Consider the following 23,037-nt stretch of genomic DNA (forward strand, 5'->3'; position numbering starts at 1 on the left):
CGCATTTCCTTGCCCACATTGGTGACGCAGGGCACGAGTTCGCGGGCGTTGGCGGGTTTAAGACGTGCTATCGGTGGCCGAGCGTGCTGCGGTAATGAAGGCCCGAATCAGTTCGCTATCCTTGATGCCGCGACTAGACTCCACCCCCGAGGACACGTCCACTCCGGCCGGGTTCAGCGTCGCCACCAAGTGCGCAACGTTTCCCGGGTTCAAACCTCCGGCCAGGATCCAGGTACCAGCTGGCGGTGCGTCAACAAGGTCAGCGGCGTCAAAGGTGACCCCCGCGCCGGGTTCAACTGCATCAAGCAGAATCCTGCCTGTTTCCCAGCGTGAACGCTGAGCATCATCGAGCGCGCGGTAGCTATTAATACTCAAGGCCCGCAAAATTCCAAATCCCTGGGCTTGAATCCTTTCGCTGTCCGCGACAGATTCGTCCCCGTGCAATTGCACGGTGTCAACACCCGAGCGGCGAGCCAGCTCGAGTACCGTATCCACCGGTTGGTTGCGGAAGACTCCCACCGTTTCGATGTGTCCCGGGACGTTCGCGATAAGTTCCTTGGCAAGGTCGGGGCCGACGGTGCGCGGACTGCCGGGGGCGAAGACGAAGCCCACCGCGTTGGCCCCCGCCGTAACGGCAGCGGCCACTGTCTCGGGTGTGCTCAAGCCACAGATCTTTACGTACAGTTCGTGATTCACTCGGTTCTTCCGCGTCGGCTCGGTAGTTGCCTTTGTTTCCATGCTACTTCTCCACGTCCATGCTGAGCATCACTTCCCGTAGCAAGCGGTAGTCCCGGCTCTGCATGATCTTCCGGGCGGCAGCGAGGCTCACCTGGTCGTCGTTGAACCCCAGTTCCTCCGCCAGGTCGTCGGAACTAGCGAGCTGGGCGCTAAAGTCTTTTTTGGGTCGGAAGAAACTCAGTGCGGGGTTCGCCTCACGCACCTCGGTTGCTGCAGCATCATTGAGCATCAGCAGCACCTTTTGTTCCGGATCCTTGCCGGGAGTGTGCAGGACGAAGTGTTCGAAAACCACCGCAGCGGGGGCGAGGAAGTTCGCGTCCACGGGCGTGGACTCCAGGACGGTGCGCTGGTAGGTACTGAGGTCTCCGTCGGTGCCGGTGCCGGTGGCAGAATCGGCGCGGAACTCGGCGATCTCGTTGCCGTGGGCGTCCTCGATATCCCACTTGGTGAACGGGTCGGCCAGCGGCTTGGCCGTGGCGTTGCAGTCGCGGCAGTCATCCTCCTCGATGTTCCAATCGGGAGGGTATTTGAAGCTCAGGCCCTGGGTGGTGAAAGTCTTCCAGTCCGCGGTGTTGATCTGCTTCTCAGGGTTCGGGGACGCACTGGTCGTCGATGTACCGCTGTCCCCCGCCGTACGTTGTTCGGACGGATCTTGCGGAGGTCCGATGGTAGTGGAATCAATGGTGCGCGAATCCTGCGGTGCCCATGGCAAGACATCGGCACATCCGGAGAGCAAGAGCGGGCAAAGCAGTGAAGCGAGACCAAATACCCTGGCTAAAGCCGTCGGCTTGGCGGGGGTTCTCACTTCGGGGCCATTACTCATCGGTGGTCTCCTGGGCGCGAGTGCCGATTCGGACATCGATAACGATCCCACTGTGCCCCATCGAGTACAGACTTGCCAAGGCGCCATCCGATGGGCGCGTTACACGCTGTATCGGTGCCGGGCGTCTATTTGATTGTTCCAACACGCAAGACAGTTAATCAGCAGTCCCGACTCTGGACATAATCGCGTCGACATCCGCCGTCGTCCGAGCCGACATCTCCATCGGCGCGGACGAGGCACCTCGGTGGACGAGACTTAGAAGGAGCTCGCCCGAACCGAAAGCAAAACCGTCTTCATTCTTTGGTAACTCTCGGTCTTCATAAACTGCTTGGCCTTGCCCTTGGAAACGTGGTTCTTATCCATTCCACCGGTTTCCATAAACTCCGGCGTGGTTTGAATCCAGGTTGCCACTTCTGCCCGCGGATGGAAGTACACGAGGAAGGGGTTCTGATCACGCGTCGCCAGGTTCGCATCCGAGGAAAGCATCAGTGTCGCTTGCTGTGCCTTCCGTTCGGTTACCGTCGGTTCCCCCTGCGAATAATCGATCCGCACGTGTTCGAAGACCAAACTGGTCGGCTCGTAGTCGATCCCCTGGACCACAGCGGTGTCCAGGTCGGTGCGACTATAGATACCCATGTTCCCGTCGGTGTCCCCCACGAAGTTCGGGAACACGTTGGCTACCAACACACCGTTCTGATCCACGATGTTCCACGCCGAGTACTCGTTTTCCGGCAGCGGCGGATCATCCACCTCGCAGCCGTCGCAGGTGTAGGGCACGATGGCCCAGTCGGCGGGATACTCGAAGGCGATCCCGGATTTGTCGAAGGTTTGCCAGTCCGAGGTGTTGATGGATGTTCTCGGCGCGACGGCAACTGCCGGGGCGGCGCCGGGCGCGGTGAAGGCGGGGGTTATTCCCGTGCCGCCAATCAGTAACGCGGAGGCCACCGCGCCGATGGCCAACAGGAGTCGGCGGCGGAATGGTGGGTGGGTGGAGAGGGTGGATAATTTCGGTGCGTTCCTCACGGTGTGCTCCTTGGGCTCTGGCTCCGACGATTTGCCGGAAGGTGCCAGTACCCCTGTTATGTCCACCGCGTGATGCCCGGTGACGTACCGGGCATCACAACATGATAACTATCAGTCCAGCAGGAGTGCGGGCTCCTGCATGATGGAGGCGACGTCCGCCATGAAGCGAGCGGACAGATCCCCATCCACCACCCGGTGATCGAAGGAACCACCCAAGGTGGTGATCCAGCGCGGAACCACAGCACCGTCAACAACCCACGGCTTTTGCTTGATGGTACCGAAGGCAACAATGGCTACCTCGCCCGGATTGATGATCGGGGTTCCGGTATCAATGCCGAGCACACCAATATTGGTCACCGTCAGCGTGCCGCCGGTCATGTCGGCCGGGGACGTTTTGCCGGCGCGGGCGGTTTCGGCCAAATCGTTCAGGGCGATCGCCAGTTCGCGCATGGACAGATCCTGCGCTTCCTTGATGTTGGGTACCAGCAGACCACGCGGGGTGGCGGCTGCGATGCCCAGGTTCATGAAGTGCTTGGTCTGGATCTCGGCACCAGTTTCCGTGGGAACCCACGAGGCGTTCACCGAGGGGTTCCGCGCTGCTGCCCAAATGACGGCCTTGGCCAGGACCAGCAACGGAGAAACCTTGATGCCTTCGAAGTCGCGGCTCTTCTTCAAGCGGGCCACATACTCCATGGTGCGTGAGGCATCCACGTCAACAAAGATTGATACGTGCGGGGCGCTGAAGGCCGACTCGACCATGGCCTTGGCGGTGGCCTTACGAATGCCACGAACCGGGGTGCGCACGATGCGCGAGTCCAGCTCCACACCCTGCGGTGACCAGAAGGTCGGGGCCGCGTCGCGTTCTACCTCGCGCTGACCCTTGTAGGACAGCACGTCATCGCGCGTGATCTCGCCCTGTCCACCGGTACCGATGACCTGACGCAGATCCACACCGAGTTCCTTGGCGACCTTGCGCACCGGCGGCTTGGCCAGTACCCGGTCAACAAACGCCGCGACGGCTGGCTTGGCTGCAGCGGTGAGGCGGGTTGATGCCTGAGAAAATTCGCTGGCGCGGCGCGAAATAGTATCGGACAGCGCCGCCGGGATCACCGGGGAGCCTCCGGATTGTGCCGCGGTTTTGCCTGACTTTCCGACGGCCGGACGGGAGACGCGGGCACGGCGCTTGACGGCGTCGGCCTTGGGGCCGGAGCCGACCAGCGGACCTGGTTCCTCGCTGGCCACCGGGGTGTCGGATTCGGCGATTTCCGCCACGTCCGGCACGTTGTGCATCGGTGCAGGGGTGGAACCGGCCTCCGTGACGCTGAACAGTGGTGTGCCAACGGCCAGCGTTTCACCCTCGGCGGCATGAAGTTCGCTGACCACACCGGCGTAGGGGCTGGGCAGCTCGACCAGCGACTTTGCCGTTTCGATCTCGACGAAGACCTGGTTCACCACAACGGTGTCACCGGGCTTGACTTTCCACGTGACAATTTCGGCCTCGGTGAGGCCTTCGCCGACATCGGGAAGGTTGAAGGTGCTCATCCTCTGACTCCTTTTAGAACAATGCTGATGCGTTTCGGTGGCGCGAGTGCTCACCAATGATTAGTAAGCGAAGGACCGATCGAGTGCTTCGAGGACCTTGTCGATATCCGGCAGGTACTGTTCTTCGACCTTGGCCACCGGGTAGGGCATGTGGAATCCGCCAACACGAATGACCGGGGCCTCCAAGGACAGGAAGGCGCGTTCGGAAACGCGGGCAGCAATCTCTCCACCAATTCCACCGAAGGTCGGAGCCTCATGGGTAATGATGAGTCGGCCGGTCTTTTCCACCGATTCGGTGATGGTGTCAAAATCGATCGGCGAGACCGAGCGCAGGTCAATGACCTCCACGCTGCGTCCGTCCTCGCGTGCTGCCTCGGCAGCGGCCAGGGCAACGGGAACCAGCGGGCCGTAGGTGACGATGGTGGCATCTTCGCCGGGGCGGATGACCTGGGCCTTGAAGGCGTCGGCGGCCGGGTTCTCGGTATCAACCTCGCCCTTGAGCCAGTAACGGCGCTTGGGTTCGAAGAAGATGACCGGGTCCTGGCAGGCTGCTGCCTGCTGAATCATCCAGTAGGCATCATGCGCATTGGACGGTGCCATGATGCGCAGACCCGCGGTGTGGGCAAAGAGGGCTTCGGGTGATTCCGAGTGGTGCTCGATGGAACCGATGCCACCGCCATACGGGATGCGGATGACGACCGGGGCGCCGAAGCGGCCCTCGGAGCGGGCGCGCATCTTGGCCAACTGTGTGGTGATCTGGTTAAACGCGGGGAAGACAAAACCATCAAATTGGATCTCGGCGATCGGCGAGTAGCCGCGAATCGCCATACCAATGCTGGTGCCGACGATTCCGGCCTCACCCAGTGGGGAGTCGATCACGCGGTCGGGACCGTAGGTATTAATAAGACCGTCCGTGACGCGGTAAACGCCGCCCAGGCGTCCAATGTCTTCACCTATGAGCAGTGACTTGGGGTTGGCAGCCAAGACGGCATCAAGTCCAGCGGTAATGGCCTTGGCCAAAGTCATCGTGGTGGTGCTCATCGGGTGGCCCCTTCCTCGGTGTTATCGGCGAATCCGGCCTCGTATTCCAGATGCCATTTCAGCTCTTCCTGGATCAAGGGGTGTGCCTCGGCATAAACGTTGGCGAAGGATTGGGAGAGTTCCGGATCGGGGAACGCCATCGCTTCTTCGCGGACGCGAGTGGCCATCTGATTACCGTCGATAACAACCTGTTCGAAGAATGCGTCATCGGCCAGCTGGTTGTCCCGCAGGTGCTTTTCCAAACGGAGCATCGGATCCCGCGTCACCCAGGCCTGCTCGTCGGCATCGAGCCGGTACTTCGTCGGATCATCGGCCGTGGTGTGCGCACTCATCCGATAGGTAACTGCCTCGATGAGGACCGGACCTTCGCCGCGACGAGCACGGTCAAGAGCCCAACGAGTGACGGCCAGAACTGCCAAGACGTCATTGCCATCCACCCGGATCCCCGGGAATCCGTAGCCAGCGGCGCGCTCGGCCAGAGCTACCTTGGACTGGACGTGGAAGGGAACGGAGATGGCCCACTGGTTGTTCTGGCAGAAGAAGACCACCGGAGAATTAAAGCTGGCGGCAAAGACCATTGACTCATGGACTTCGCCCTCGCTGGAGGAACCATCACCGAAGTAAGCAACAACAGCGGTTCCGTCCTTTTCCAGGCGTTCGGCATCCCAGCCGGCCTGGTCACGCTGGACACCCATGGCATATCCGGTGGCATGAGGCATCTGCGCCGCCAGCACCATGGTGTACATGTGGAAGTTGTTTTCCCGCGGATCCCAACCACCGTTGGAGATGCCGCGGAAGATCCTCAGCATTTGTGGGAAGTCCACGTTGCGGGTCAGCGCAACGCCGTGTTCGCGGTAGGTGGGGAAGATGTAATCGTTGGGACGCGTGGCGCGGCCCGAGCCGATCTGCGCGGCTTCCTGCCCACGCAGCGGTACCCACAGAGCTAGCTGTCCCTGGCGCTGCAGAGCCGTAGCTTCCTGGTCAAAACGGCGGGTCAGCGCCATGTCGCGGTAGAACCCACGCAACATTTCGGCGTCGACATCCTGGATGAAGCTGTCGTACTCGGCATTCGAGCGACGTTCCCCCTCGGGGGTAAGGAGCTGTACCAGCGCTTGCTCCGAGGTCTCGTGCACGGTGTTGGTCATACCGAGGGCGTCCTTACGTACATGAAATATGCCCGATGCGGAATATATTCCGCATCGGGCATATAGCGGGATTATCTGTTCTAGCCTAGCGGTGGGAAGCCGCAAACCACGACTTATCCCTACCTAGGAAAGCTTCGTGCCTTTTGGATAGTTCCCACAAAGTTCGAGGAGGCGGGTGTTGGCTTCGACCTCACCAATAGTCACCCGGACTCCATCGCCTTCAAAGCCACGCACCGAGAGGGCGTGGCCCGCGGCAAGCTCCACGAACTCGGCCGTATCCTCACCCAATGGAAGCCACACAAAGTTACCGTCGGCCGCGGGAATGTTCCATCCCAGCTCGTGGAGGCCCGCAACGACACGAGTACGTTCATCAACGATCTTTTGTACCCTTTCGACAACCTTGTCGTAGTGGGCAAGCGAGGCTACCGCTGCATCTTCCGCGATCGAAGACACGGCAAAGGCCGTGGCGGCTATGCGAAGTTCCGCAGTGATTTCCGGGTGCGAAACCGAGTACCCGACACGAAGGTTAGCCAGTCCATGGGCCTTCGAGAAGGTCCGCAGCACCACAACATTGGCGTATTTGCGGTACATCTCGATCCCGTCCACCACCTCCGGATCGCGCACAAACTCCATGTAGGCCTCGTCGATGACTATCAGTACGTTGGAGGGCACCTTGTGGATGAAAGCCTCAACTTCGGCACGGTGCAGCGCCGGGCCGGTGGGGTTGTTAGGTGAGCAAAGCAGGATCACCGAGGTGCGCTCATTCACCGCAGCAGCCATCGCGTCCAGGTCGTGGCGTCCACCGTCGCGCAGGGGCACCTGCACCGGAAGCGCGCCAGCTGTCTGAACCACGATCGGATAGGCCTCAAAGGAACGCCAGGCAAAGATCACTTCGTCCTGCACACCGTCATCGTCCTGACCGGCAAAGGTGGCCAGGATCTGCGTGAGTGCACCCAAGGATCCGGCACCCGTGACAACATCGTCGGCCGGAACGGATAAAAATTCGCTCAGAGCATTTCGTAGCTTCGTGGACAGCGGATCCGGATACCGGTTGAAATCCAGCTGAGCATGAATCGCGGCTACGACCTCCGGAAGCGGCGGGAGCGGATTCTCATTCGAGGAGAGCTTAAACGATTCCAGGCCCGGAACCTCACGCGGCGGCTTACCCGCAGCGTATTTCGGCATCCGACCAATGACGGTGCGAGGCTGAACCGGATCGTGGGGCGAAGTGTTTTCGGTGGTCATGACCACAGCCTATCGGTTGAACGCGTCCCATTGCCCTTCCGTTTTTCAAATCTGCCAACCTGCTGAAAATCGAGTTTTTGCACAGTTACCTCCACGGCGGGTATGCGAGTATGGGATCCATGATTGCGTTTCTCTTCCGGGTCGTCATTAACGCCCTAGCCCTTGCCGCAGCCACCTGGATCGTTCCGGGCATTACCGTCACCTCGGCACCGTCCATGGACGCGACCCTCGGCGTGGTTTTGGCCTATCTCGTGGTGGGACTTGTCTTCGGTTTGGTCAACGCCGTGGTCCGGCCCATCGTGAGCCTGCTATCAACGCCCATCACCTGTCTGACGTTGGGCCTGTTCACGCTGATCATCAACGCGGCAATGCTGCTTCTCACCTCCTGGCTCACCCAGTACCTCCCCATCGGGTTACACGTGGGCACCTTCTTCTGGGACGCCGTCATTGGTGCAGTGATTATTTCCATCGTCTCTGCACTGTTGGGATGGTTCTCGCCGTCCAAGCGTTAGGGCCACTCGCGGCGCTGAGATATCCGGTGCACGCTTAGTGTCGTGGGGTGATCTTAGCTATTCTGTCGCGTTTTGAGTTCGGGGCAGGGACCTTGATCCGAGGCTTGGGCGTGCGCGCCAATTGGAAGGATCGAGCTCTCCCTCGAGGCGAGCGCCCCAATAACGATCCCAGCAACCCCAGGGATTCAACGACTCCAGGATCCGAGCTACCTTCCAATTCCTTGGCGTGCGACTCATAGTTCTTTAGCTTGTGCGCCTCACCAAATCCGTCGTTTCCCAACTGAAGAGTTCTATCGGGGCCATCAAAAATGACGGTCAGCCTGTTCTTTTCATCGGGGTTCCTGGCTCCATCGGTCCCCGGCACCAGATCATTCTTGTCTTCTACATGCAGGGCCTGAGTATCGGGCGGAACCGGAACGTTCCCCGTAGGAGAGCCAAAGGTTGATAGGTAGGAGAACCGGTAGAGCTTCCTTAGTCGCTCGTCGTTCACGATGTTTACCGCGTGGATGCCGCCCTGACTGTATCCGGTGACGATGACCCGGTCGCCGTTTTGCGCACCCGATCTCTTCAGTGATTCCTCGATGGAGGGCATGAGATTCTTCGACTCATTGCCCATGCCCTCGATGATCCCTGTTCCGTCCCAAGGATTTCCCCATCCCTCACCGTCCCCGCCCCGGACCTTGCGAACGTTAGTTTGCAAGTCCTTCAGTGGCGCCGTTTGTGTTCCGGGGATCGAAAGAATGTAGAGCGGGCCATCTGGGGCGTGGATCCGGGTCACCAACACGCTCCCCGGTGGCTCCGCCTCGGCAAGATTCTGCAAATGAGTCAAGGTCTGAATGGATCCATCAAAATCGATCGCGCGTTCTTGACTCTGCCCAATCACGTCGATCGGACTCAGGTTGATCAGGTTCTGATCTTTCAGATACGAGGTCAGTAGCGGATAAAAACGCTGCGGAAAGGGAGTGGTAAAAATTCCTCCATGCTCAATGTCGCCAAACATTTCCAGTGGAAAGCCCAAGTAGCCAGGTAGCTGGTTGATCAGGTCCTCGGTGGTTTGAGTTCGCGGCCGCCCCTTATTGGTTACCAGATCCCCCATCATGATGGCCAACGGCGCCAGGTCATCGTGGGCCGAACGTACCGCGGCAACCGCCGATTGCTCCGACTCCTCATAGATCATCCGAGCGGTGCTGACCTTCGCTGCCATGATTCCGGTTTCTCTGGCGCTTTGCGCACAGAAGTTCCCCGTGTCTATGATTGATGCTTCGGCGCCCCGAACTCGTGCCGCCAAGCCGAAGGTGCCCAGTGCCAGTACCGCGGCCGGAACGCGAGGGGCACTGGCCAAATAGGTCACACCATCGGCCAGCTCGCTCCCCGCCCGCACCAGCATCAAGTGCGTTCGTTCCAGTTCGTCAATCGAATACTTGATGGATCCGGGTCCACCACGCACTTCATATCCCATGGCCGCGGTTCCCTCCGGCTCAGAGCGCATCAAGTAGTCCGCGCGGCAGCCCGCCGGGGCTCACGATGGGACCCAGGGGTCCCAGGCCGGAAAGGATGCTCGATTCCAGCTGCGCAAGATCTGCGCGCGCAGCCCAGATTTCTCCCCGGGCGGCCTCTAACCTGCCGTCCAATTCGGTGATCTTTCCAGCAAGCTCCGCGGCACGATCCCTAAAGGCCCGACCTGCGGGTGACTCCCACTGCAGATGCAGCACCTGCTCGAGTTGCCCGCGGGCACGATAGACGGCCGCCTGTGTGGCCACTACACGCATCAGCATTTCGTCGGCAATTGCTTCCAACATGGCTCCGCCTCACCGTTTCCTTCCGTGTTAAACCCGAACCACCCAACGGTTCGTTAGAACCAACCGTGACACCGGTCGGCAGCCTCGAAACCGCGGTGCAATGCAGTGTGTGGATAACGGCACAAGGCGGTTTATTAACGCTTCTGCGACGTGTTGGCCGTCACCCGCTGAGGGTAGGTGGGGTGAATCATGAAAGAATGGGCATCATGGCTGATTCCGCGCGCATTTCACTTGCATCCGAACCCCTCGCCCTTGGTGCCCTGGACGGTCGTTACCGTGCAGCAGTTGCTCCCTTGGTCGACCACCTCTCCGAAGCGGCACTTAACCGCGACCGTGTCCACGTGGAAGTCGAGTGGTTGCTCCACCTGACCGATAACTCCGTGCTTCCAGGCACCGCCCCGCTCACCGAGGCCCAGCGCAGCGCGCTGCGTAAGATCGTCACCGATTTCAACGCCGCCTCCGTCGCCGAGCTGGCCGAAATCGAAGCCATCACGGTGCACGATGTGAAGGCAGTGGAGTACTACATCGGCCGTCGCCTCGAGGGCATTGGCATTGCCAACCTCACCGCTTTGGTTCACTTCGGTTGCACCTCCGAGGACATCAATAACCTCTCCTACGCTCTGGGCATCAAGGATGCGGTCATGAACGTGTGGCTGCCCGCAGCCCGCGCACTGGTCGCACAGATCACCGCCATGGCCGAAGAATCCCGTGAAGTGCCAATGCTCTCGCGCACCCACGGCCAGCCGGCCACCCCGACCACCCTGGGCAAGGAACTGGCTGTGTTGGCTTGGCGCCTGACCCGCCAGCTGGACCGCATTGAAAAGACCGAATTCCTCGGCAAGATCAACGGCGCCACCGGCACCTACGCCGCCCATTACGCTTCGGTTCCGTCCGCGCAGTGGCAGGATGTCTCGCGCTCCTTCGTTGAGGGCTTGGGCCTGTCTTGGAACCCGCTGACCACCCAAATCGAATCCCACGATTGGCAGGCCGAGTTGTACGCCGATATGGCGCGCTTCAACCGGATCCTGCACAACCTGTGCACCGATGTGTGGAGCTACATCTCCATCGGCTACTTCGCACAGATCCCGGTTGAGGGTGCCACCGGCTCCTCGACCATGCCGCACAAGGTCAACCCGATTCGCTTCGAGAATGCCGAAGCTAACCTGGAAATCTCCAACGGTCTGCTCGATACCCTCGGCTCCACCTTGGTGACCAGCCGTTGGCAGCGCGACCTCACCGATTCCTCCTCCCAGCGCAACATCGGCACGGCCTTCGGCCACTCGCTGCTGGCCATCTCGAATGTCGCCAAGGGCCTTGACCGCCTTGACGTTGCCGAAGCCGTGCTGGCCAACGACCTGGACCACAACTGGGAGGTGCTCGGCGAAGCCATCCAGATGGTGATGCGCGCCGAGGCCATCGCAGGTGTTGACGGCATGGAAAACCCGTACGAACGCCTTAAGGACCTGACCCGCGGACAGCGCGTGGATTCGGCCCGCATGCAGGAATTCGTTTCCTCACTGGGCCTCTCTTCCGAGGCCGAGGCACGCCTGCTGGCACTGACCCCCGGGTCCTACACCGGTATCGCCTCCACGCTGGTTGACCACCTGAAGAAGTAGTACTAGCTAACACCGCCGGAGCGCAATAAGACTCCGAGCCGCTGTGGCCTGTGCGGATCCTTATGGATCCGCACAGGCCACAGCTCGTTAATGCAGCTTGCCGCGCACTACACCGGTGCCTTCGATCCCTGGCCCGTTCTCTGTTTCGGGCTTGTTTCTAACTTCTGCACACCACCGTAGCTATTCGTGACGCACTTGTATGCTCAGCGCAATCTCAAGTGCGGCCCGGTGAAACCTCACCCCGCGATGCTTAATGCATCAACCACCAGGTAAGAGGGGACGATCCGTCTTGAGCGCACAGCTAGAGCAGGAACAGCATCGCACCGGCACCACAACGCAACAGCCCCAACTCGAGCTGGGTCCGGGTCGCTGGATCCACAACTGGGATGCGGAAAACCCGGTGTTCTGGAACGCAATTGGGCGCACCACGGCCAAGACCAACCTTTACTGGTCGATCTTCGCCGAGTTCCTCGGCTTCGTCATCTGGCAACTCTTTGCCGTTGTCGCCGTTTATCTGCCGGCCGCCGGTTTCAACCTGAATAACAATCAACTCTTCTGGCTGATCTCGATGCCCAGCCTGGTCGGCGCCACGCTGCGGATTCCTTACACCTTCATGGTGGCCCGCTTCGGCGGGCGAAACTGGACCATCGTCTCGGCACTGCTGCTCTTGATTCCAGCCGGTGGACTGGCCCTGGCCGTATCCAACCCCGCCACGCCCTTCTGGGTCTTGCTCACGCTGGCCGGGCTGGCCGGTTTTGGTGGCGGTAACTTCGCCTCCTCGATGGCTAACATCACCTACTTCTTTCCCGCCTCGCAGAAGGGTTGGGCGCTGGGCCTGAACGCGGCCGGTGGCAACCTGGGTGCGGCAGTCGCCCAGTTGCTGGTACCCATCGCTATCACCGTCTTCGCCGCAGGATCCCTGCAGCTGCCGCTGGCCGGACTGATCTGGATCCCGCTGATCCTGCTGGCAGCCTGGGGTGCCAAGCGCAATATGCACAACCTGTCCAACGCCCGATCCGATGTCCGCGGCGCACTGGCCTGCTTGAAGGAACCGCACCTGTGGATCATCGCCTCGCTGTACATCGGCACCTTTGGTTCATTCATCGGATTCTCTGCCGTCTTCCCCAAGCTGATCCGCGATACCTTCCCCGATTATTCCTCCTTCACTCTGGGCACCGCGGCGCTTTCGTTGGCCTTCCTGGGCCCCCTGGTTGGATCCCTGGCCCGACCCGCCGGCGGTAAGCTCGCCGACAAACACGGTGGAGCTCGCATCACGCTCACCGCACTGGGTGTCATGGGTCTGGTGACCTTGGCGGTGGTGCTGATCCTGCCCGCGGCCAACTTCTGGGTCTTCTTGGCCCTGTTCCTCATCCTCTTTGCCGCCAGCGGCATCGGCAACGGTTCGACCTACCGGATGATCCCCATCGTTTTTGCCTTGCGCGCCGAGAACGGCGACGGCAACGTCTCGGCTGCCCGCAAGGGTGCAGCAGCACTGGGGCTGATCTCAGCCATCGGGGCCTACGGCGGATTCCTGATCCCGCAGGCTCTGGGTCTCTCGCTGTCTAAATCCGGCTCCTACAGCGCAGCCTTTGTCCTGTTCGTCGCCTTCTACGCCGCCATGATGTTCCTGGTCTGGTTCTTCTACATCCGCCGCGGCACGGCCTTTGCACAGCGGAGCATCTAAATGACGCTCACCGTCGAAAGCCTCAAAACTACCGACACGCACTGCCCCTATTGTGCCCTGCAATGTGGCATCACCCTGGATCCCAGCCCGGGTGCTGAGGCCCGGGAACCGGTACTACTGAGCGGTCGAGACTTTGAGACCAATCGCGGTGCGCTGTGCCGCAAGGGCTACAGCGCGGGGAACCTGCTGAACCACCCCGAGCGAATCAGTACCCCACTGCGCCGCCGCACGGACGGCGGCTTTGATCCGGTGAGCTGGGAGGATGCCCTTGATGAAATTGCGCAGCAAGCGACACGCATCCGCACGCAGCACGGTGCCGATGCTGTGGCGGTCTTCGGCGCCGGCGGACTAACCAACGAAAAGGCCTATCAACTGGGTAAGTTTGCTCGGCTCGCCCTGGGCACCTCCCGCATCGACTACAACGGCCGCTTCTGCATGTCATCGGCGGCGGCGGCGGGAAACCGAGCCTTCGGTCTGGACCGTGGTCTACCCTTCCCGCTAGCGGATCTGGATAACGCATCGATGATCCTGTTGCTCGGATCCAACGTGGCCGAGACCATGCCGCCCTTTGTTCGGCACCTGCGCAACGCTAGGGACTGCGGCGGACTTGTGGTGGTTGACCCGCGGCGCTCCTTGACCGCCGAGCTGTGCGCCGAGGGTTCGGGCTGGCACCTGCAGCCGACTCCCGGCACCGACTTGGAGCTGTTGTTGGGTCTGGCCCATGTGCTGTTATCCGAGAACCTGATCGACGAGGACTATCTGAGCACCCGAACTCTTGGGCTGGCTTCACTGCGAGCCTCGGTGAACCCCTGGTGGCCCGAGCGGGTAGCCACCATCACCGGGGTTCCGGCGAGTGAAATCCGGCGCACCGCCCGCGCTTTGGCCGCCGCCGCAAGCGAGGCTAAGACCGGTGGCGGGCCGGTTTATATCCTCACCGGCCGCGGCGTTGAACAACATGCCAACGGCACCGACACCACCACCGCGGCCATCAATATCGCTCTACTGCTGGGGCTGCCCGGGACCCTCGGCGGCGGATTTGGCACCATCACCGGACAGGGCAATGGGCAGGGCGGACGCGAACACGGGCAAAAATCCGACCAGCTGCCCGGCTACCGCAAGATCACCGATCCCTCCCACCGTGCGCATGTGGCCAAAGTCTGGGGCATTGACCCAGAGATCATTCCGGGCCCCGGCATTCCCGCCACCGAACTATTGCACACCCTGGGCACCGCAGATGGGGCCAAGATGTTGCTGGTGCACGGGTCCAACCCCGCACTTTCCTCCCCCGACGCCTCCAAGGTCATCGCCGGATTACGCCGACTGGATTTCCTGGTGGTCTGCGACTTCTTCCTCTCCGAAACGGCCGCCGAGGCGGATCTGGTGTTGCCGGTATTGCAGTGGGCCGAGGAGGAAGGCACTATGACCAATCTGGAGGGACGGGTGCTGCGTCGACGTGCCGCACTGCGCCCGCCGGCCGGGGCACGGAGCGAATTGTGGATCCTGACCGAACTTGCCAAGCGCTTGGATGCCCCGGGGAGTTTCTCCGCCGATGCGCGCGAGGTTTTTGAGGAATTACGTCTGGCCTCCGCCGGCGGACTGGCCGATTACTCCGGGATTGATTGGGATGACCTTGATCAAGGCGCCGCCATTTACTGGCCCTGCCCCAGCTCGAAGACGCTGAACCATACCCCGGGGAAACGTTCGGGCACCCCGCGGCTTTTCCTTGATGGCTTTGCTTATCCCGACGCCCTCGCCCGACTGATCCCGCTCTACCCTGGAACAAGTCGACCGGCACTGCACGCGCCGGGAAAACTGGCCTTGGTCACCGGTCGGTTACTGGAGCACTACCAATCCGGTACGCAGACTCGACGTGTCGCCGAGCTGAATGCCGCGGCACCCGAGGCCCGGCTGGAAATTCACCCCGGCACCGCGCGTGCCCACGGGATCAGAGACGGCCAACGTGTTGCCGTACGCAATGAACGCGGAGAGGTCGTGGCCAGGGCAACGTTAAGCACTGCGGTGCGGCTAGATACGGTGTTTTTGCCCTTCCATTTTGCCGGCGAGCAGAACGCCAATCTGCTCACCGATTCCACCGTTGATCCGATCAGCGCCATGCCCGAATTCAAGAACGCATCGGTGTCCCTGCACCCCTTGGGAGATGAATCATGACGCAGCACCACAAGCTCGAACGCATTCTCATCATTGGCTTTGGACCGGTGGCGGCCTCGCTGATCGAGGGTCTGCTGCCGGGTCTCGAGGCCGGCCTCTTCAGCCTCGACGTGATCTCCGCCGAGCAGCACGCCGCCTATAACCGAGTGTTGCTTGCCGAAGTTGCCAGCGGCGCCACCACCGCCGAGCACTTGGCGATGATCGATCCGCTCCGATTGCTGGCTGCCGGCGTGGGTCTGCACCTAGGTGCCTCCGTCACGCGGGTCGATCGCTCACGTCGACAGGTTCATTTAGGTTCGGGGCAGACACTTGGTTATGAACGGTTGATCTTTGCCACGGGAGCTCGCCCGGTGGTGCCAACGCTTAACGGTCTGGACTTTAGCCCGCATGCCGAAGCCAATCTGCCCGCCGGAGTCATGGCCTTGCGCACCCTAGAGGATGCCATGGCGCTGAACCGGGTCTTGAATTCCGGAGGTCGGGTGCTGATCCTTGGCGGCGGTATCTTGGGCATTGAGGCCGCATTGGCGATGGCCGAGGCTGGACACCGCCCGGTGCTGGTGCACCACGGCCATGCCCCGTTGGGCCGTTCGGTGGATAGTGATGGTGGGATTCTGCTGGCACGTTCGCTGCGCGCGGCGGGTGTTGAAGTGATATCCGGAGTCCGGGCCACGGCGGTGCGCCGGGATGCCGACGGGTTTAGCGCGCTGGTGACCGAGGACCACGGGGAAATCACCGGCGATGCGTTATTACTCTCCTGTGGTGTTCGTGCTCGCACCGAACTGGCGGCCGGCTGTGGGCTCAAGGTGGGCCGCGGCATCAAGACCAATGAGCATCTGGTGGCCGACACCGAGAACCGCGTTTTTGCTCTCGGTGACTGTGCCGAGGTGGCCGGGGCCGCCCCCTCCGGCCTGTTGGCGCCGGGCTGGGCGCAGGCGGGGTGGTTGGCCGATTTCCTGCTCACCCACCGGGCTCCGGCACCGGATCTGGCCACCACCGCCTTGGATCCGGCCAGCGCAGCACCGCTAGTCGAGAGAACCAACGTGTTGATGCTCAAGGGCCAGTCCCTGGAGCTGGTGGTTGCGGGCAACGTGATGGCCGGTCCCTGGGACGAGGGCCAGGAGCGCGTTAGCGTGTTTGCCGATCCGCAGGCCGGACGGTACCTCAAACTGGTCACCGAACACGATGTTCTGACCGGATTTCTGGCGATCGGGTTGCCACGCACCGGTGCCGAAATGGTGTTGGCGTTTGAACGGGGTACGGTGCTGCCGGAGGACCGTTCGGCGTTGCTGCGCCTTGATGATCCGGCGGCTCCCGATTCTTTGGTTGTTCCCAGTGCCGATGATCAACTGTGCCGTTGCAGCGGTGCCACGCATGGTCAGGTAGCCCATGCCGTTACCGATGGCTGCACCACCGTTGCCGAGGTTGGCGCGGCATGCCGCGCCGGCACCGGATGTGGTGGTTGCCGCGAAACTATTGAGGCCATGCTGCGGGTTTCTATCCCGGTCTAGTCGTGGCCGGTGCCAACCTTCAATCGCCACAGCATTGGTGCCGGCACCCCACATTCCCCACGATGTGTGGCGCCGGCGTCAGTGGTTTCCTCAAGTTGCCGTAGAACCAAGTGCCTAGCTACGACACGCTTAGCCTTGCGGAATTTCCTGAGTGATCCAGAATTCTGCGCCAGTTGAATCCTTCAGTGCGGCGTTGCGCCCAAAGGGTGTGTCCTCCGCGGGCTGGATAACCGACCCGCCCAGGGCCACGGTCTTTTCGATGGTGGCGTCCGCGTTAGCAACGGCGAAATACACATGCCAGCTGGCCGGTGCACCCTCCGGCAGGAACGAGCTGGCATCCATGATCCCGGCCTTTGAATCATCCCCTGCGCCGAGGGTGGTGTACCGGAATTCGTCGGTGTCGCCCACCACGGCGGTGTCCCATCCGAAGACGTCCTCATAGAACTTCACGGTCGGGGCAAAGTCGCGGGTAAAGAGCTCGTGCCATGCAGGAGCGCCATCCTCCGCGGCGAGCTGGTAACCGGTGTGGCCTCCGAACTCCCAGATGCCGATGGCGGCGCCTCCCGTGTCACCGAACATCGCCATCTTGCCCTGCTCCGGCACTTCCATGGGTTCCAGATAGACCTGCCCACCATGCTCGGCCGCAGCCTTTGTTGCTGCGTCAATGTCATCCACCCGCAGGTATGTGGTCCACACATCCGGGGAGCCCGAGGAACCGTCGTTGTTCATGATCCCGGCAACCATCTTCTGGTCCTTAGATGCGGTGATGTAGCCGCCATATTTTTCTTGGTCCCCGGCTTCATACGTCCAGCCAAAGAGCGCCGCGTAGAACTCCTGAGATTTCTGGGGATCCGAGGTCAGCAGGTCGATCCAGCAAGGCGAACCAACGGTGAGGTCGGGCTTGGGCATGATGTCTCCAATGAGGGAAGTGGGGTGTGTAGACCTAGGTTCAGGCGTGATTCTATGCCCGTGGAGACGGCACAGCAATGGACCGGGTCCCGATACCCTGCAGTAGGTCGAGAATTGCTCCGATCCATGAGAATCGCCCGCCCAGAGGCAACCGCCGGCAATGGCTCCGGCGGTTCCCTTCGGACCGTTGTTGCGCACAAGAATGAACATAGTTACGTCTAGACGTACATTGAACTACGTGATGTCGTACTATGAACTAACCGCCCTTCTCGCCGATCTACCCACCGCACCGTATAGGACCTCAATGACGACTCCTGCCCGCGCCCTCACTTCCTACTGGCGCCGCCGCATCGCAGCCACCGTGGCCACTATCGCGCTGGCCACGGCCCTGACCGGGTGCGACTCCCCCGGAGCGATCTCCGGCGCCAGCGATTCCGAACGCCCGGTCGTCTTGACCACCTTCACCGTGCTGGCCGACATTGCCCAGAACGTTGCCGGCGACAAGATCACCGTCGAATCGATCACCAAGGCCGGTGCCGAAATCCACGGCTACGAACCCACGCCTCAGGACATTGCCAAGGCCTCACGGGCACAACTCATTCTGGACAATGGGCTACACCTCGAGGCCTGGTTCGAACAGTTCATTGCCGAACTAGACGTGCCCCACGTGGTGGTCAGCGACGGCATCGACGTCATGGATATCACCGAGGACGCCAACGCCGGACTACCCAATCCGCATGCCTGGATGAGCCCAGTGAACGTGCAGCACTACGTGGCGAACATCCGCGATTCCTTCATCGAACTCGACCCGGAAAACGGCGAGTACTACACCGACAATGCTCGCGCCTACACCGCAGAGCTCGAAGCGCTCAACCAAAATCTGATCGAGGGTCTCTCCGGGCTCAAGGAAAACGAACGCGCGCTGGTGTCCTGTGAGGGAGCTTTCTCCTACCTAGCTCGTGACGCGGGCCTCGAGGAAAAGTACATCTGGGCTGTCAACGCCGAGCAACAGGCCACCCCACGTCAGATCGCCTCGGTGATCGAGTTCGTCAAGGAAAACCAGGTCCCCGCGGTCTTCTGCGAATCAACTGTCTCGGATGCTCCGATGCAGCAAGTAGTGCAGAGCTCCGGAGCTGCATACGGCGGTACCTTGTTTGTCGATTCACTCTCCGAGGCCGATGGCCCGGTCCCCACCTACCTGCAGATGATCGAGCACGACAGCACCGTGATCCTCGAGGGCCTTACCGGGAAAAAGCAATGAGTACACCCGCGGTCACCGTCAAGGACCTCACCGTCCGCTATGGCGAAGTCTTGGCCCTAAAATCTGCCTCCCTCGAATTAAACAGCTCGCGCATCTGCGGTCTGATCGGCATGAACGGCTCTGGCAAATCCACACTCTTCAAGGCCATCATGGGCTTGGTCAAACCCGATTCCGGGACGGTACACATCAATGGCGGAACCCCCGCCCAGGCCCGCAAATCAGCAGCAATTGGTTATGTTCCACAGAGTGAGGACGTGGACTGGGCCTTCCCGGTCTCGGTACACGACGTGGTCATGATGGGCCGCTACGGCCACATGGGCTTTACCCGTCGTCCCTCCAAGGCCGACAAACTGGCGGTAGACGAGGCCCTAGAACGCGTGGAACTCACCGACTACGCACACCGGCAGATCGGGCAGCTCTCCGGCGGACAAAAGAAGCGTGCCTTCGTGGCGCGCGGCATCGCCCAAAACGCCACGATCCTGCTGCTCGACGAGCCGTTCGCGGGGGTCGATAAGAGAAGCGAGGCCACCATCACCCGGCTGCTGCGCGAGCAGGCATCGTCCGGAGCAGCAATCCTGATCTCAACCCATGACCTACATGCCCTACCGAATCTGGCCGACGAGGCAGTGCTCCTGATGCAAAAGGTACTGATGCACGGGGATCCGCAGACGGTCCTGCGCCCCGAGAATCTTGCTCTAGCCTTCGGCCTGGATGTCCTGGGAAGAGGAGAAGACGCATGAACCCGATCGATTTGATACTGGAACCGCTGGGCTACGGATTTATGATCAACGCCCTGGCCACCGCCGTCACGGCCGCGGGCGTCTGCGCGGTGCTCTCCTGTTGGCTGGTACTCATCGGCTGGTCCCTGATGGGTGATGCCGTCTCGCACGCGGTGCTGCCGGGCGTTGTGCTCGCCTATGTCTTCTCCGTGCCCTTTGCCATCGGCGCACTGCTCTTCGGATTCCTGGCCGTGGCACTGATTGGAGCGGTGCGCGACACCAGCCGCATCAAGGAAGACGCGGCCATCGGCATCGTCTTTTCCACGCTCTTTGCCCTAGGCCTGGTGCTAATTTCCGTCACACCCTCACAGACCGATTTGGGCCACATCATCTTCGGAAACCTCTTAGGCGTTTCCAAGGCCGAACTCATCCAGATCGTGATCCTGGGCGTACTGGCTCTTGGCGCGCTGCTGCTCAAGCGTAAGGACTTCACGCTCTTTGCCTTTGATGCCACCCATGCTCACGCCATCGGCCTGAACCCAAGGTTGCTGGGCGCCGCATTGCTGGGCCTACTGGCACTGACGAGTGTGGTTGCTCTGCAGGCGGTGGGCGTGATTCTGGTAGTGGCCATGCTGATCATTCCCGGCGCCACCGCACACTTGCTCACCGATCGCTTTGGTCGGATGCTGCTGATCGCCCCGCTCATCTCGGTGAGCTGCGCGGTCATTGGACTCTACGTGAGCTACTACCTAGATACTGCCTCCGGTGGCATGATCGTGCTGACTCAGGGGGCAGTGTTTGCGCTTGTCTACCTTTTCAGCCCCACTCAGGGGTTGCTGGGGCGCAAGATCGTACGGTCGTTGCGCCGCGACGCGGCCAGCTCGAAACACGAAGCGGCTGCCGAGCATTAGGCACTAAGCCGGGGGGCCGCACACTTTTCTCCCAATCACTGGCAAACACAAAAGCTACGTGTTCACGACCTGCTGTACAGCAGGTCGTGAACACGTAGCTTAGTGAGCCGTTGCCGAAATTACTGGGGCAGCTGGTGTGACACGGCGGCGCTTCCCGGGGCCGCTTCAACCGTTTCGTCTTCCGGATCCTGCACCTGCGCGCCGAGCTTACCGCCGGTGAGCTTGTGCATGATCATGGCCAGGGCACCATCACCGGTCACGTTCGTTGCGGTGCCGAAGCTGTCAAGCGCGATGTAGGCGGCAAACATGAGTCCCACCTCAACCTCGCCAAAACCGAGCATCTGCGCCAACAGGCCAGCTGCGGCGGCGATCGCGCCACCCGGAACACCCGGGGCGGCGATCATCATGACGCCGAGCATCAGGATGAATGGCAGGTACGACGCGAAGCTAACATCTCCGCCGGTCAGTAGCAGCACCGCGATCGAGAAGCAGGTGATCTTGACCATCGATCCGGAGAGGTGGATCGTGGCGCACAGCGGCACCACGAAGCCAGCCACTGCGTCGGAGACACCGTTCTTCTTGGTTGAGGCCAGAGTGACAGGAATCGTTGCGGCCGAGGACGAGGTGCCAAGCGCCGTGAAGTAGGCATCGCGCATGTTCCACAGGGCCTTGAACGGGTTTTGCCCGTTCATCGAGCCGGCGATGGTGAACTGCACCAGCAGCACAACAAAGGTCAAGGCAAAGGACACCAGGGCCACCAGCAGGAACTTGGTCACGACCGTCACCGCGGCACCGCTCGCGGAGAGGTCCATGAAGATACCGAAGATGAACAGTGGAAGCGCCGGAACGATGATGCGACGGATCACCGATTCGATGATCGTCCGGAATTCAACGGTTCCACGGAAGATGACCTTGCTGTGGAACGCGGTAATGCCAATGCCGATGATGAAGGCGAGCACCAGGGCGCTCATCACATCGATGACCGGCGCCAGAACGATCTCGGTCGCCGAGTCGCCCGCGCTACTGACCACGGTCAGGAACGGCTCAAAACCCGATCCGCCTTCATCGCCGAGGGCTTCAAGACCCCCGCCGGACATCGTGGAGGTGAACAACCAGCGGCTCACGAAGTAAGCGAGGAATCCGGCAAAGAGCGTGGAGCCGTAAGCGATCAGTGCGGTGATGCCGAGCCACTTGCCCGCGCCCTTACCCAGCTCGGCAATGGCCGGCGCGACAAGACCCAAAATGATCAGAGGCACAATAAAGCCAAGGAAACCCGAGAAGATCGAGTTGTAGGTCAGGAACACTCCGCCGAGCCATGTGGGCATCACCGGTCCTGTCAGAATGCCAAGAATAATGGCAATGACAATCCAACCGAGCAGGGGGATCGATTTCAGCAGCTTCATTGGGGGTTGTCCTCAAGTCGACGAGTTTTCAGCGTGTGGGAATGGGCAAATGTGTTGTGTCGCAGCCCACGCCTCAGCAATAGTAGTGTGGCGCACACCATTCCCCTAAATCCACCCTTCGTTCCACGCCCTGCCGCCTCAGCCGAGGGCCACGAGAGCAATGTGGCGTGAGTCATGGCTTTGAGTGAAATGTCGTTTCGTTGATGACTCGGCGCGGAAGCTGGACGTGCGGTATTTTCTACGCCGCTGCCGATCTAGGCGAGTGAAACGTGTAGTGCCTCGGTCGCCTGGCGCCCCAGGCTGATGGGCAAGACTGAATCGGCAACCAGCAGCTGCACCGAGTCGGAGAACGGGGCGGCCTCGGTAATCAGCAGGAGCATCCCGGGCACAACACCCTGTGCGCTGAGGTATTGCAGCAGCGCCGGATCCTCATCGTTGATCCGTTCGACCCGAACCTTGATTCCCGGTTCCACGGTGCTTAATAGCACCGCGTTGGGCTGGGTCAAGACCCCATCAACACTGGGGATCGGGTCTCCATGTGGGTCTCGGTCCGGGTGCCCCAGAAAAGCGTCGAGGCGCTCCACCATGAAATCGCTCATGGCGTGTTCCAGGTTCTCGGCCTCGTCGTGGACTTGGTCCCAGTCATAGTCCAGGGTTCTGACCAAGAAGGTCTCCAGCAGTCGGTGCCGCCGCACCATGTCCAAGGCGTATTTGCTGCCGAGCTCGGTGAGTTCCACAGCCCCGTAGCGGGCGTGGCTGACCAGCCCTTGCGCGGTCAGCTTGCGCACCGCATCGGAAACGGAGGAAACCTTGAGCCCAGATTTCTGCGCGATGTCTGTTGCGGTGACGGGGGCATCTGTCCATTCGGAAAGACCCCAGATAACCTTCAAATAGTTTTGTGTGCTGATGGAAAGTTCCGAAACCGACATGCCTACGAGTCTACAGAGCGAGCTCGGTGTACAACTTCCCGCGTACCTTGATCTCACCGG

Annotated in this window: 20 protein-coding genes; 8 read left to right on the forward strand and 12 right to left on the reverse strand. The window is 61.1% G+C overall.

Features of this window, described 5'->3' with window-relative positions; translation table 11 throughout:
* Positions 1–57: 57 nt before the first annotated feature.
* The 7 genes from HED64_RS02910 to HED64_RS02940 form a co-directional block, all read right to left on the reverse strand.
* Positions 58–738 carry a phosphoribosylanthranilate isomerase gene (locus HED64_RS02910; protein WP_168150578.1) on the reverse strand — a complete coding sequence of 227 codons (681 nt, stop codon included), beginning with the start codon at positions 736–738 and terminating at the stop codon, positions 58–60.
* A 1-nt stretch (position 739) separates the two neighbouring features.
* Entirely contained in the window at positions 740–1,561 is an 822-nt protein-coding gene (locus HED64_RS02915; protein WP_168150579.1) for a hypothetical protein, read from the reverse strand.
* Between the two features lie 255 nt (positions 1,562–1,816).
* The gene (locus HED64_RS02920) at positions 1,817–2,584 is read right to left on the reverse strand and encodes a hypothetical protein (RefSeq protein ID WP_168150580.1); all 768 of its coding nucleotides are present in this window, start codon (positions 2,582–2,584) and stop codon (positions 1,817–1,819) included.
* 111 nt (positions 2,585–2,695) lie between these two features.
* Positions 2,696–4,126, reverse strand: coding sequence for a dihydrolipoamide acetyltransferase family protein (locus tag HED64_RS02925; RefSeq protein WP_168150581.1), 1,431 nt, complete (start codon positions 4,124–4,126; stop codon positions 2,696–2,698).
* Between the two features lie 60 nt (positions 4,127–4,186).
* Entirely contained in the window at positions 4,187–5,167 is a 981-nt protein-coding gene (locus tag HED64_RS02930; RefSeq protein WP_168150582.1) for an alpha-ketoacid dehydrogenase subunit beta, read from the reverse strand.
* Entirely contained in the window at positions 5,164–6,312 is a 1,149-nt protein-coding gene (gene pdhA, locus HED64_RS02935; protein WP_168150583.1) for a pyruvate dehydrogenase (acetyl-transferring) E1 component subunit alpha, read from the reverse strand. The genes HED64_RS02930 and pdhA overlap by 4 nt, the downstream gene beginning before the upstream one ends.
* 123 nt (positions 6,313–6,435) lie before the next feature.
* Positions 6,436–7,557: a histidinol-phosphate transaminase gene (locus HED64_RS02940; RefSeq protein ID WP_168150584.1), complete on the reverse strand. Its 1,122-nt coding sequence runs from the start codon at positions 7,555–7,557 to the stop codon at positions 6,436–6,438.
* 119 nt (positions 7,558–7,676) lie between these two features.
* Between HED64_RS02940 and HED64_RS02945 the strand changes: the two genes are divergently transcribed.
* On the forward strand, positions 7,677–8,069 hold the full coding sequence (locus tag HED64_RS02945) for a phage holin family protein (RefSeq protein WP_245325609.1): 393 nt from the start codon (positions 7,677–7,679) through the stop codon (positions 8,067–8,069).
* A gap of 34 nt (positions 8,070–8,103) precedes the next feature.
* On the opposite strand, the gene HED64_RS02950 is transcribed toward HED64_RS02945, so the two are convergent.
* Both HED64_RS02950 and HED64_RS02955 read right to left on the reverse strand, forming a co-directional pair.
* Positions 8,104–9,528, reverse strand: a complete 1,425-nt coding sequence (locus HED64_RS02950; protein ID WP_168150586.1) for an alpha/beta hydrolase family protein — start codon at positions 9,526–9,528, stop codon at positions 8,104–8,106.
* A 19-nt stretch (positions 9,529–9,547) separates the two neighbouring features.
* Positions 9,548–9,868, reverse strand: coding sequence for a hypothetical protein (locus tag HED64_RS02955; protein ID WP_132359838.1), 321 nt, complete (start codon positions 9,866–9,868; stop codon positions 9,548–9,550).
* A gap of 206 nt (positions 9,869–10,074) precedes the next feature.
* Between HED64_RS02955 and purB the strand changes: the two genes are divergently transcribed.
* The 4 genes from purB to HED64_RS02975 all read left to right on the forward strand — a co-directional run bounded on the left by purB (position 10,075) and on the right by HED64_RS02975 (position 16,845).
* Entirely contained in the window at positions 10,075–11,484 is a 1,410-nt protein-coding gene (purB, locus tag HED64_RS02960; protein WP_168150587.1) for an adenylosuccinate lyase, read from the forward strand.
* Between the two features lie 253 nt (positions 11,485–11,737).
* Positions 11,738–13,168, forward strand: coding sequence for an MFS transporter (locus HED64_RS02965; RefSeq protein WP_168150588.1), 1,431 nt, complete (start codon positions 11,738–11,740; stop codon positions 13,166–13,168).
* The gene (locus tag HED64_RS02970; protein WP_168150589.1) at positions 13,169–15,337 is read left to right on the forward strand and encodes a molybdopterin oxidoreductase family protein; all 2,169 of its coding nucleotides are present in this window, start codon (positions 13,169–13,171) and stop codon (positions 15,335–15,337) included. It abuts the gene before it with no gap.
* Complete coding sequence (locus HED64_RS02975) at positions 15,334–16,845, forward strand: FAD-dependent oxidoreductase (protein ID WP_168150590.1); 1,512 nt, start codon at positions 15,334–15,336, stop codon at positions 16,843–16,845. Before HED64_RS02970 ends, HED64_RS02975 begins: the two co-directional genes overlap by 4 nt.
* A 129-nt stretch (positions 16,846–16,974) precedes the next feature.
* On the opposite strand, the gene HED64_RS02980 is transcribed toward HED64_RS02975, so the two are convergent.
* Positions 16,975–17,754 carry a VOC family protein gene (locus HED64_RS02980; RefSeq protein WP_168150591.1) on the reverse strand — a complete coding sequence of 260 codons (780 nt, stop codon included), beginning with the start codon at positions 17,752–17,754 and terminating at the stop codon, positions 16,975–16,977.
* Positions 17,755–18,058: 304 nt separating this feature from the next.
* Between HED64_RS02980 and HED64_RS02985 the strand changes: the two genes are divergently transcribed.
* The 3 genes from HED64_RS02985 to HED64_RS02995 are packed head-to-tail and all read left to right on the forward strand — an operon-like array spanning position 18,059 to position 20,645.
* Positions 18,059–19,015, forward strand: coding sequence for a metal ABC transporter substrate-binding protein (locus HED64_RS02985; protein WP_168150592.1), 957 nt, complete (start codon positions 18,059–18,061; stop codon positions 19,013–19,015).
* A complete protein-coding gene (locus tag HED64_RS02990) occupies positions 19,012–19,755 on the forward strand; it encodes a metal ABC transporter ATP-binding protein (RefSeq protein ID WP_168150593.1) in 744 nt (247 codons plus the stop codon). Before HED64_RS02985 ends, HED64_RS02990 begins: the two co-directional genes overlap by 4 nt.
* Entirely contained in the window at positions 19,752–20,645 is an 894-nt protein-coding gene (locus HED64_RS02995; RefSeq protein ID WP_168150594.1) for a metal ABC transporter permease, read from the forward strand. The genes HED64_RS02990 and HED64_RS02995 overlap by 4 nt, the downstream gene beginning before the upstream one ends.
* Positions 20,646–20,764: 119 nt before the next feature.
* On the opposite strand, the gene HED64_RS03000 is transcribed toward HED64_RS02995, so the two are convergent.
* Together HED64_RS03000 and HED64_RS03005 are read right to left on the reverse strand one after the other, a co-directional pair.
* Entirely contained in the window at positions 20,765–22,048 is a 1,284-nt protein-coding gene (locus HED64_RS03000; RefSeq protein ID WP_168150595.1) for a dicarboxylate/amino acid:cation symporter, read from the reverse strand.
* A gap of 254 nt (positions 22,049–22,302) precedes the next feature.
* Positions 22,303–22,977 carry a metal-dependent transcriptional regulator gene (locus HED64_RS03005; RefSeq protein ID WP_168150596.1) on the reverse strand — a complete coding sequence of 225 codons (675 nt, stop codon included), beginning with the start codon at positions 22,975–22,977 and terminating at the stop codon, positions 22,303–22,305.
* Positions 22,978–23,037: the final 60 nt, after the last annotated feature.

Source organism: Paeniglutamicibacter terrestris, assembly GCF_012271785.1.
In the GTDB taxonomy this organism is placed as follows: Bacteria; Actinomycetota; Actinomycetes; order Actinomycetales; family Micrococcaceae; genus Paeniglutamicibacter; species Paeniglutamicibacter terrestris.

What these genes read in the sequence shown, in the direction of transcription:
- HED64_RS02995 (WP_168150594.1), top strand. Translation starts at nt 19,752, where the DNA reads ATGAACCCGATCGATTTGATACTGGAACCGCTGGGCTACGGATTTATG.
- HED64_RS02950 (WP_168150586.1), bottom strand. Translation starts at nt 9,528, where the DNA reads ATGGGATATGAAGTGCGTGGTGGACCCGGATCCATCAAGTATTCGATT.
- HED64_RS02925 (WP_168150581.1), bottom strand. Translation starts at nt 4,126, where the DNA reads ATGAGCACCTTCAACCTTCCCGATGTCGGCGAAGGCCTCACCGAGGCC.
- HED64_RS02965 (WP_168150588.1), top strand. Translation starts at nt 11,738, where the DNA reads ATGCATCAACCACCAGGTAAGAGGGGACGATCCGTCTTGAGCGCACAG.
- HED64_RS02915 (WP_168150579.1), bottom strand. Translation starts at nt 1,561, where the DNA reads ATGAGTAATGGCCCCGAAGTGAGAACCCCCGCCAAGCCGACGGCTTTA.
- HED64_RS02940 (WP_168150584.1), bottom strand. Translation starts at nt 7,557, where the DNA reads ATGACCACCGAAAACACTTCGCCCCACGATCCGGTTCAGCCTCGCACC.
- HED64_RS03005 (WP_168150596.1), bottom strand. Translation starts at nt 22,977, where the DNA reads ATGTCGGTTTCGGAACTTTCCATCAGCACACAAAACTATTTGAAGGTT.
- HED64_RS02930 (WP_168150582.1), bottom strand. Translation starts at nt 5,167, where the DNA reads ATGAGCACCACCACGATGACTTTGGCCAAGGCCATTACCGCTGGACTT.
- HED64_RS02990 (WP_168150593.1), top strand. Translation starts at nt 19,012, where the DNA reads ATGAGTACACCCGCGGTCACCGTCAAGGACCTCACCGTCCGCTATGGC.
- HED64_RS03000 (WP_168150595.1), bottom strand. Translation starts at nt 22,048, where the DNA reads ATGAAGCTGCTGAAATCGATCCCCCTGCTCGGTTGGATTGTCATTGCC.
- HED64_RS02970 (WP_168150589.1), top strand. Translation starts at nt 13,169, where the DNA reads ATGACGCTCACCGTCGAAAGCCTCAAAACTACCGACACGCACTGCCCC.
- HED64_RS02985 (WP_168150592.1), top strand. Translation starts at nt 18,059, where the DNA reads ATGACGACTCCTGCCCGCGCCCTCACTTCCTACTGGCGCCGCCGCATC.
- HED64_RS02910 (WP_168150578.1), bottom strand. Translation starts at nt 738, where the DNA reads ATGGAAACAAAGGCAACTACCGAGCCGACGCGGAAGAACCGAGTGAAT.
- HED64_RS02980 (WP_168150591.1), bottom strand. Translation starts at nt 17,754, where the DNA reads ATGCCCAAGCCCGACCTCACCGTTGGTTCGCCTTGCTGGATCGACCTG.
- HED64_RS02975 (WP_168150590.1), top strand. Translation starts at nt 15,334, where the DNA reads ATGACGCAGCACCACAAGCTCGAACGCATTCTCATCATTGGCTTTGGA.
- pdhA (WP_168150583.1), bottom strand. Translation starts at nt 6,312, where the DNA reads ATGACCAACACCGTGCACGAGACCTCGGAGCAAGCGCTGGTACAGCTC.
- HED64_RS02945 (WP_245325609.1), top strand. Translation starts at nt 7,677, where the DNA reads ATGATTGCGTTTCTCTTCCGGGTCGTCATTAACGCCCTAGCCCTTGCC.
- HED64_RS02955 (WP_132359838.1), bottom strand. Translation starts at nt 9,868, where the DNA reads ATGTTGGAAGCAATTGCCGACGAAATGCTGATGCGTGTAGTGGCCACA.
- purB (WP_168150587.1), top strand. Translation starts at nt 10,075, where the DNA reads ATGGCTGATTCCGCGCGCATTTCACTTGCATCCGAACCCCTCGCCCTT.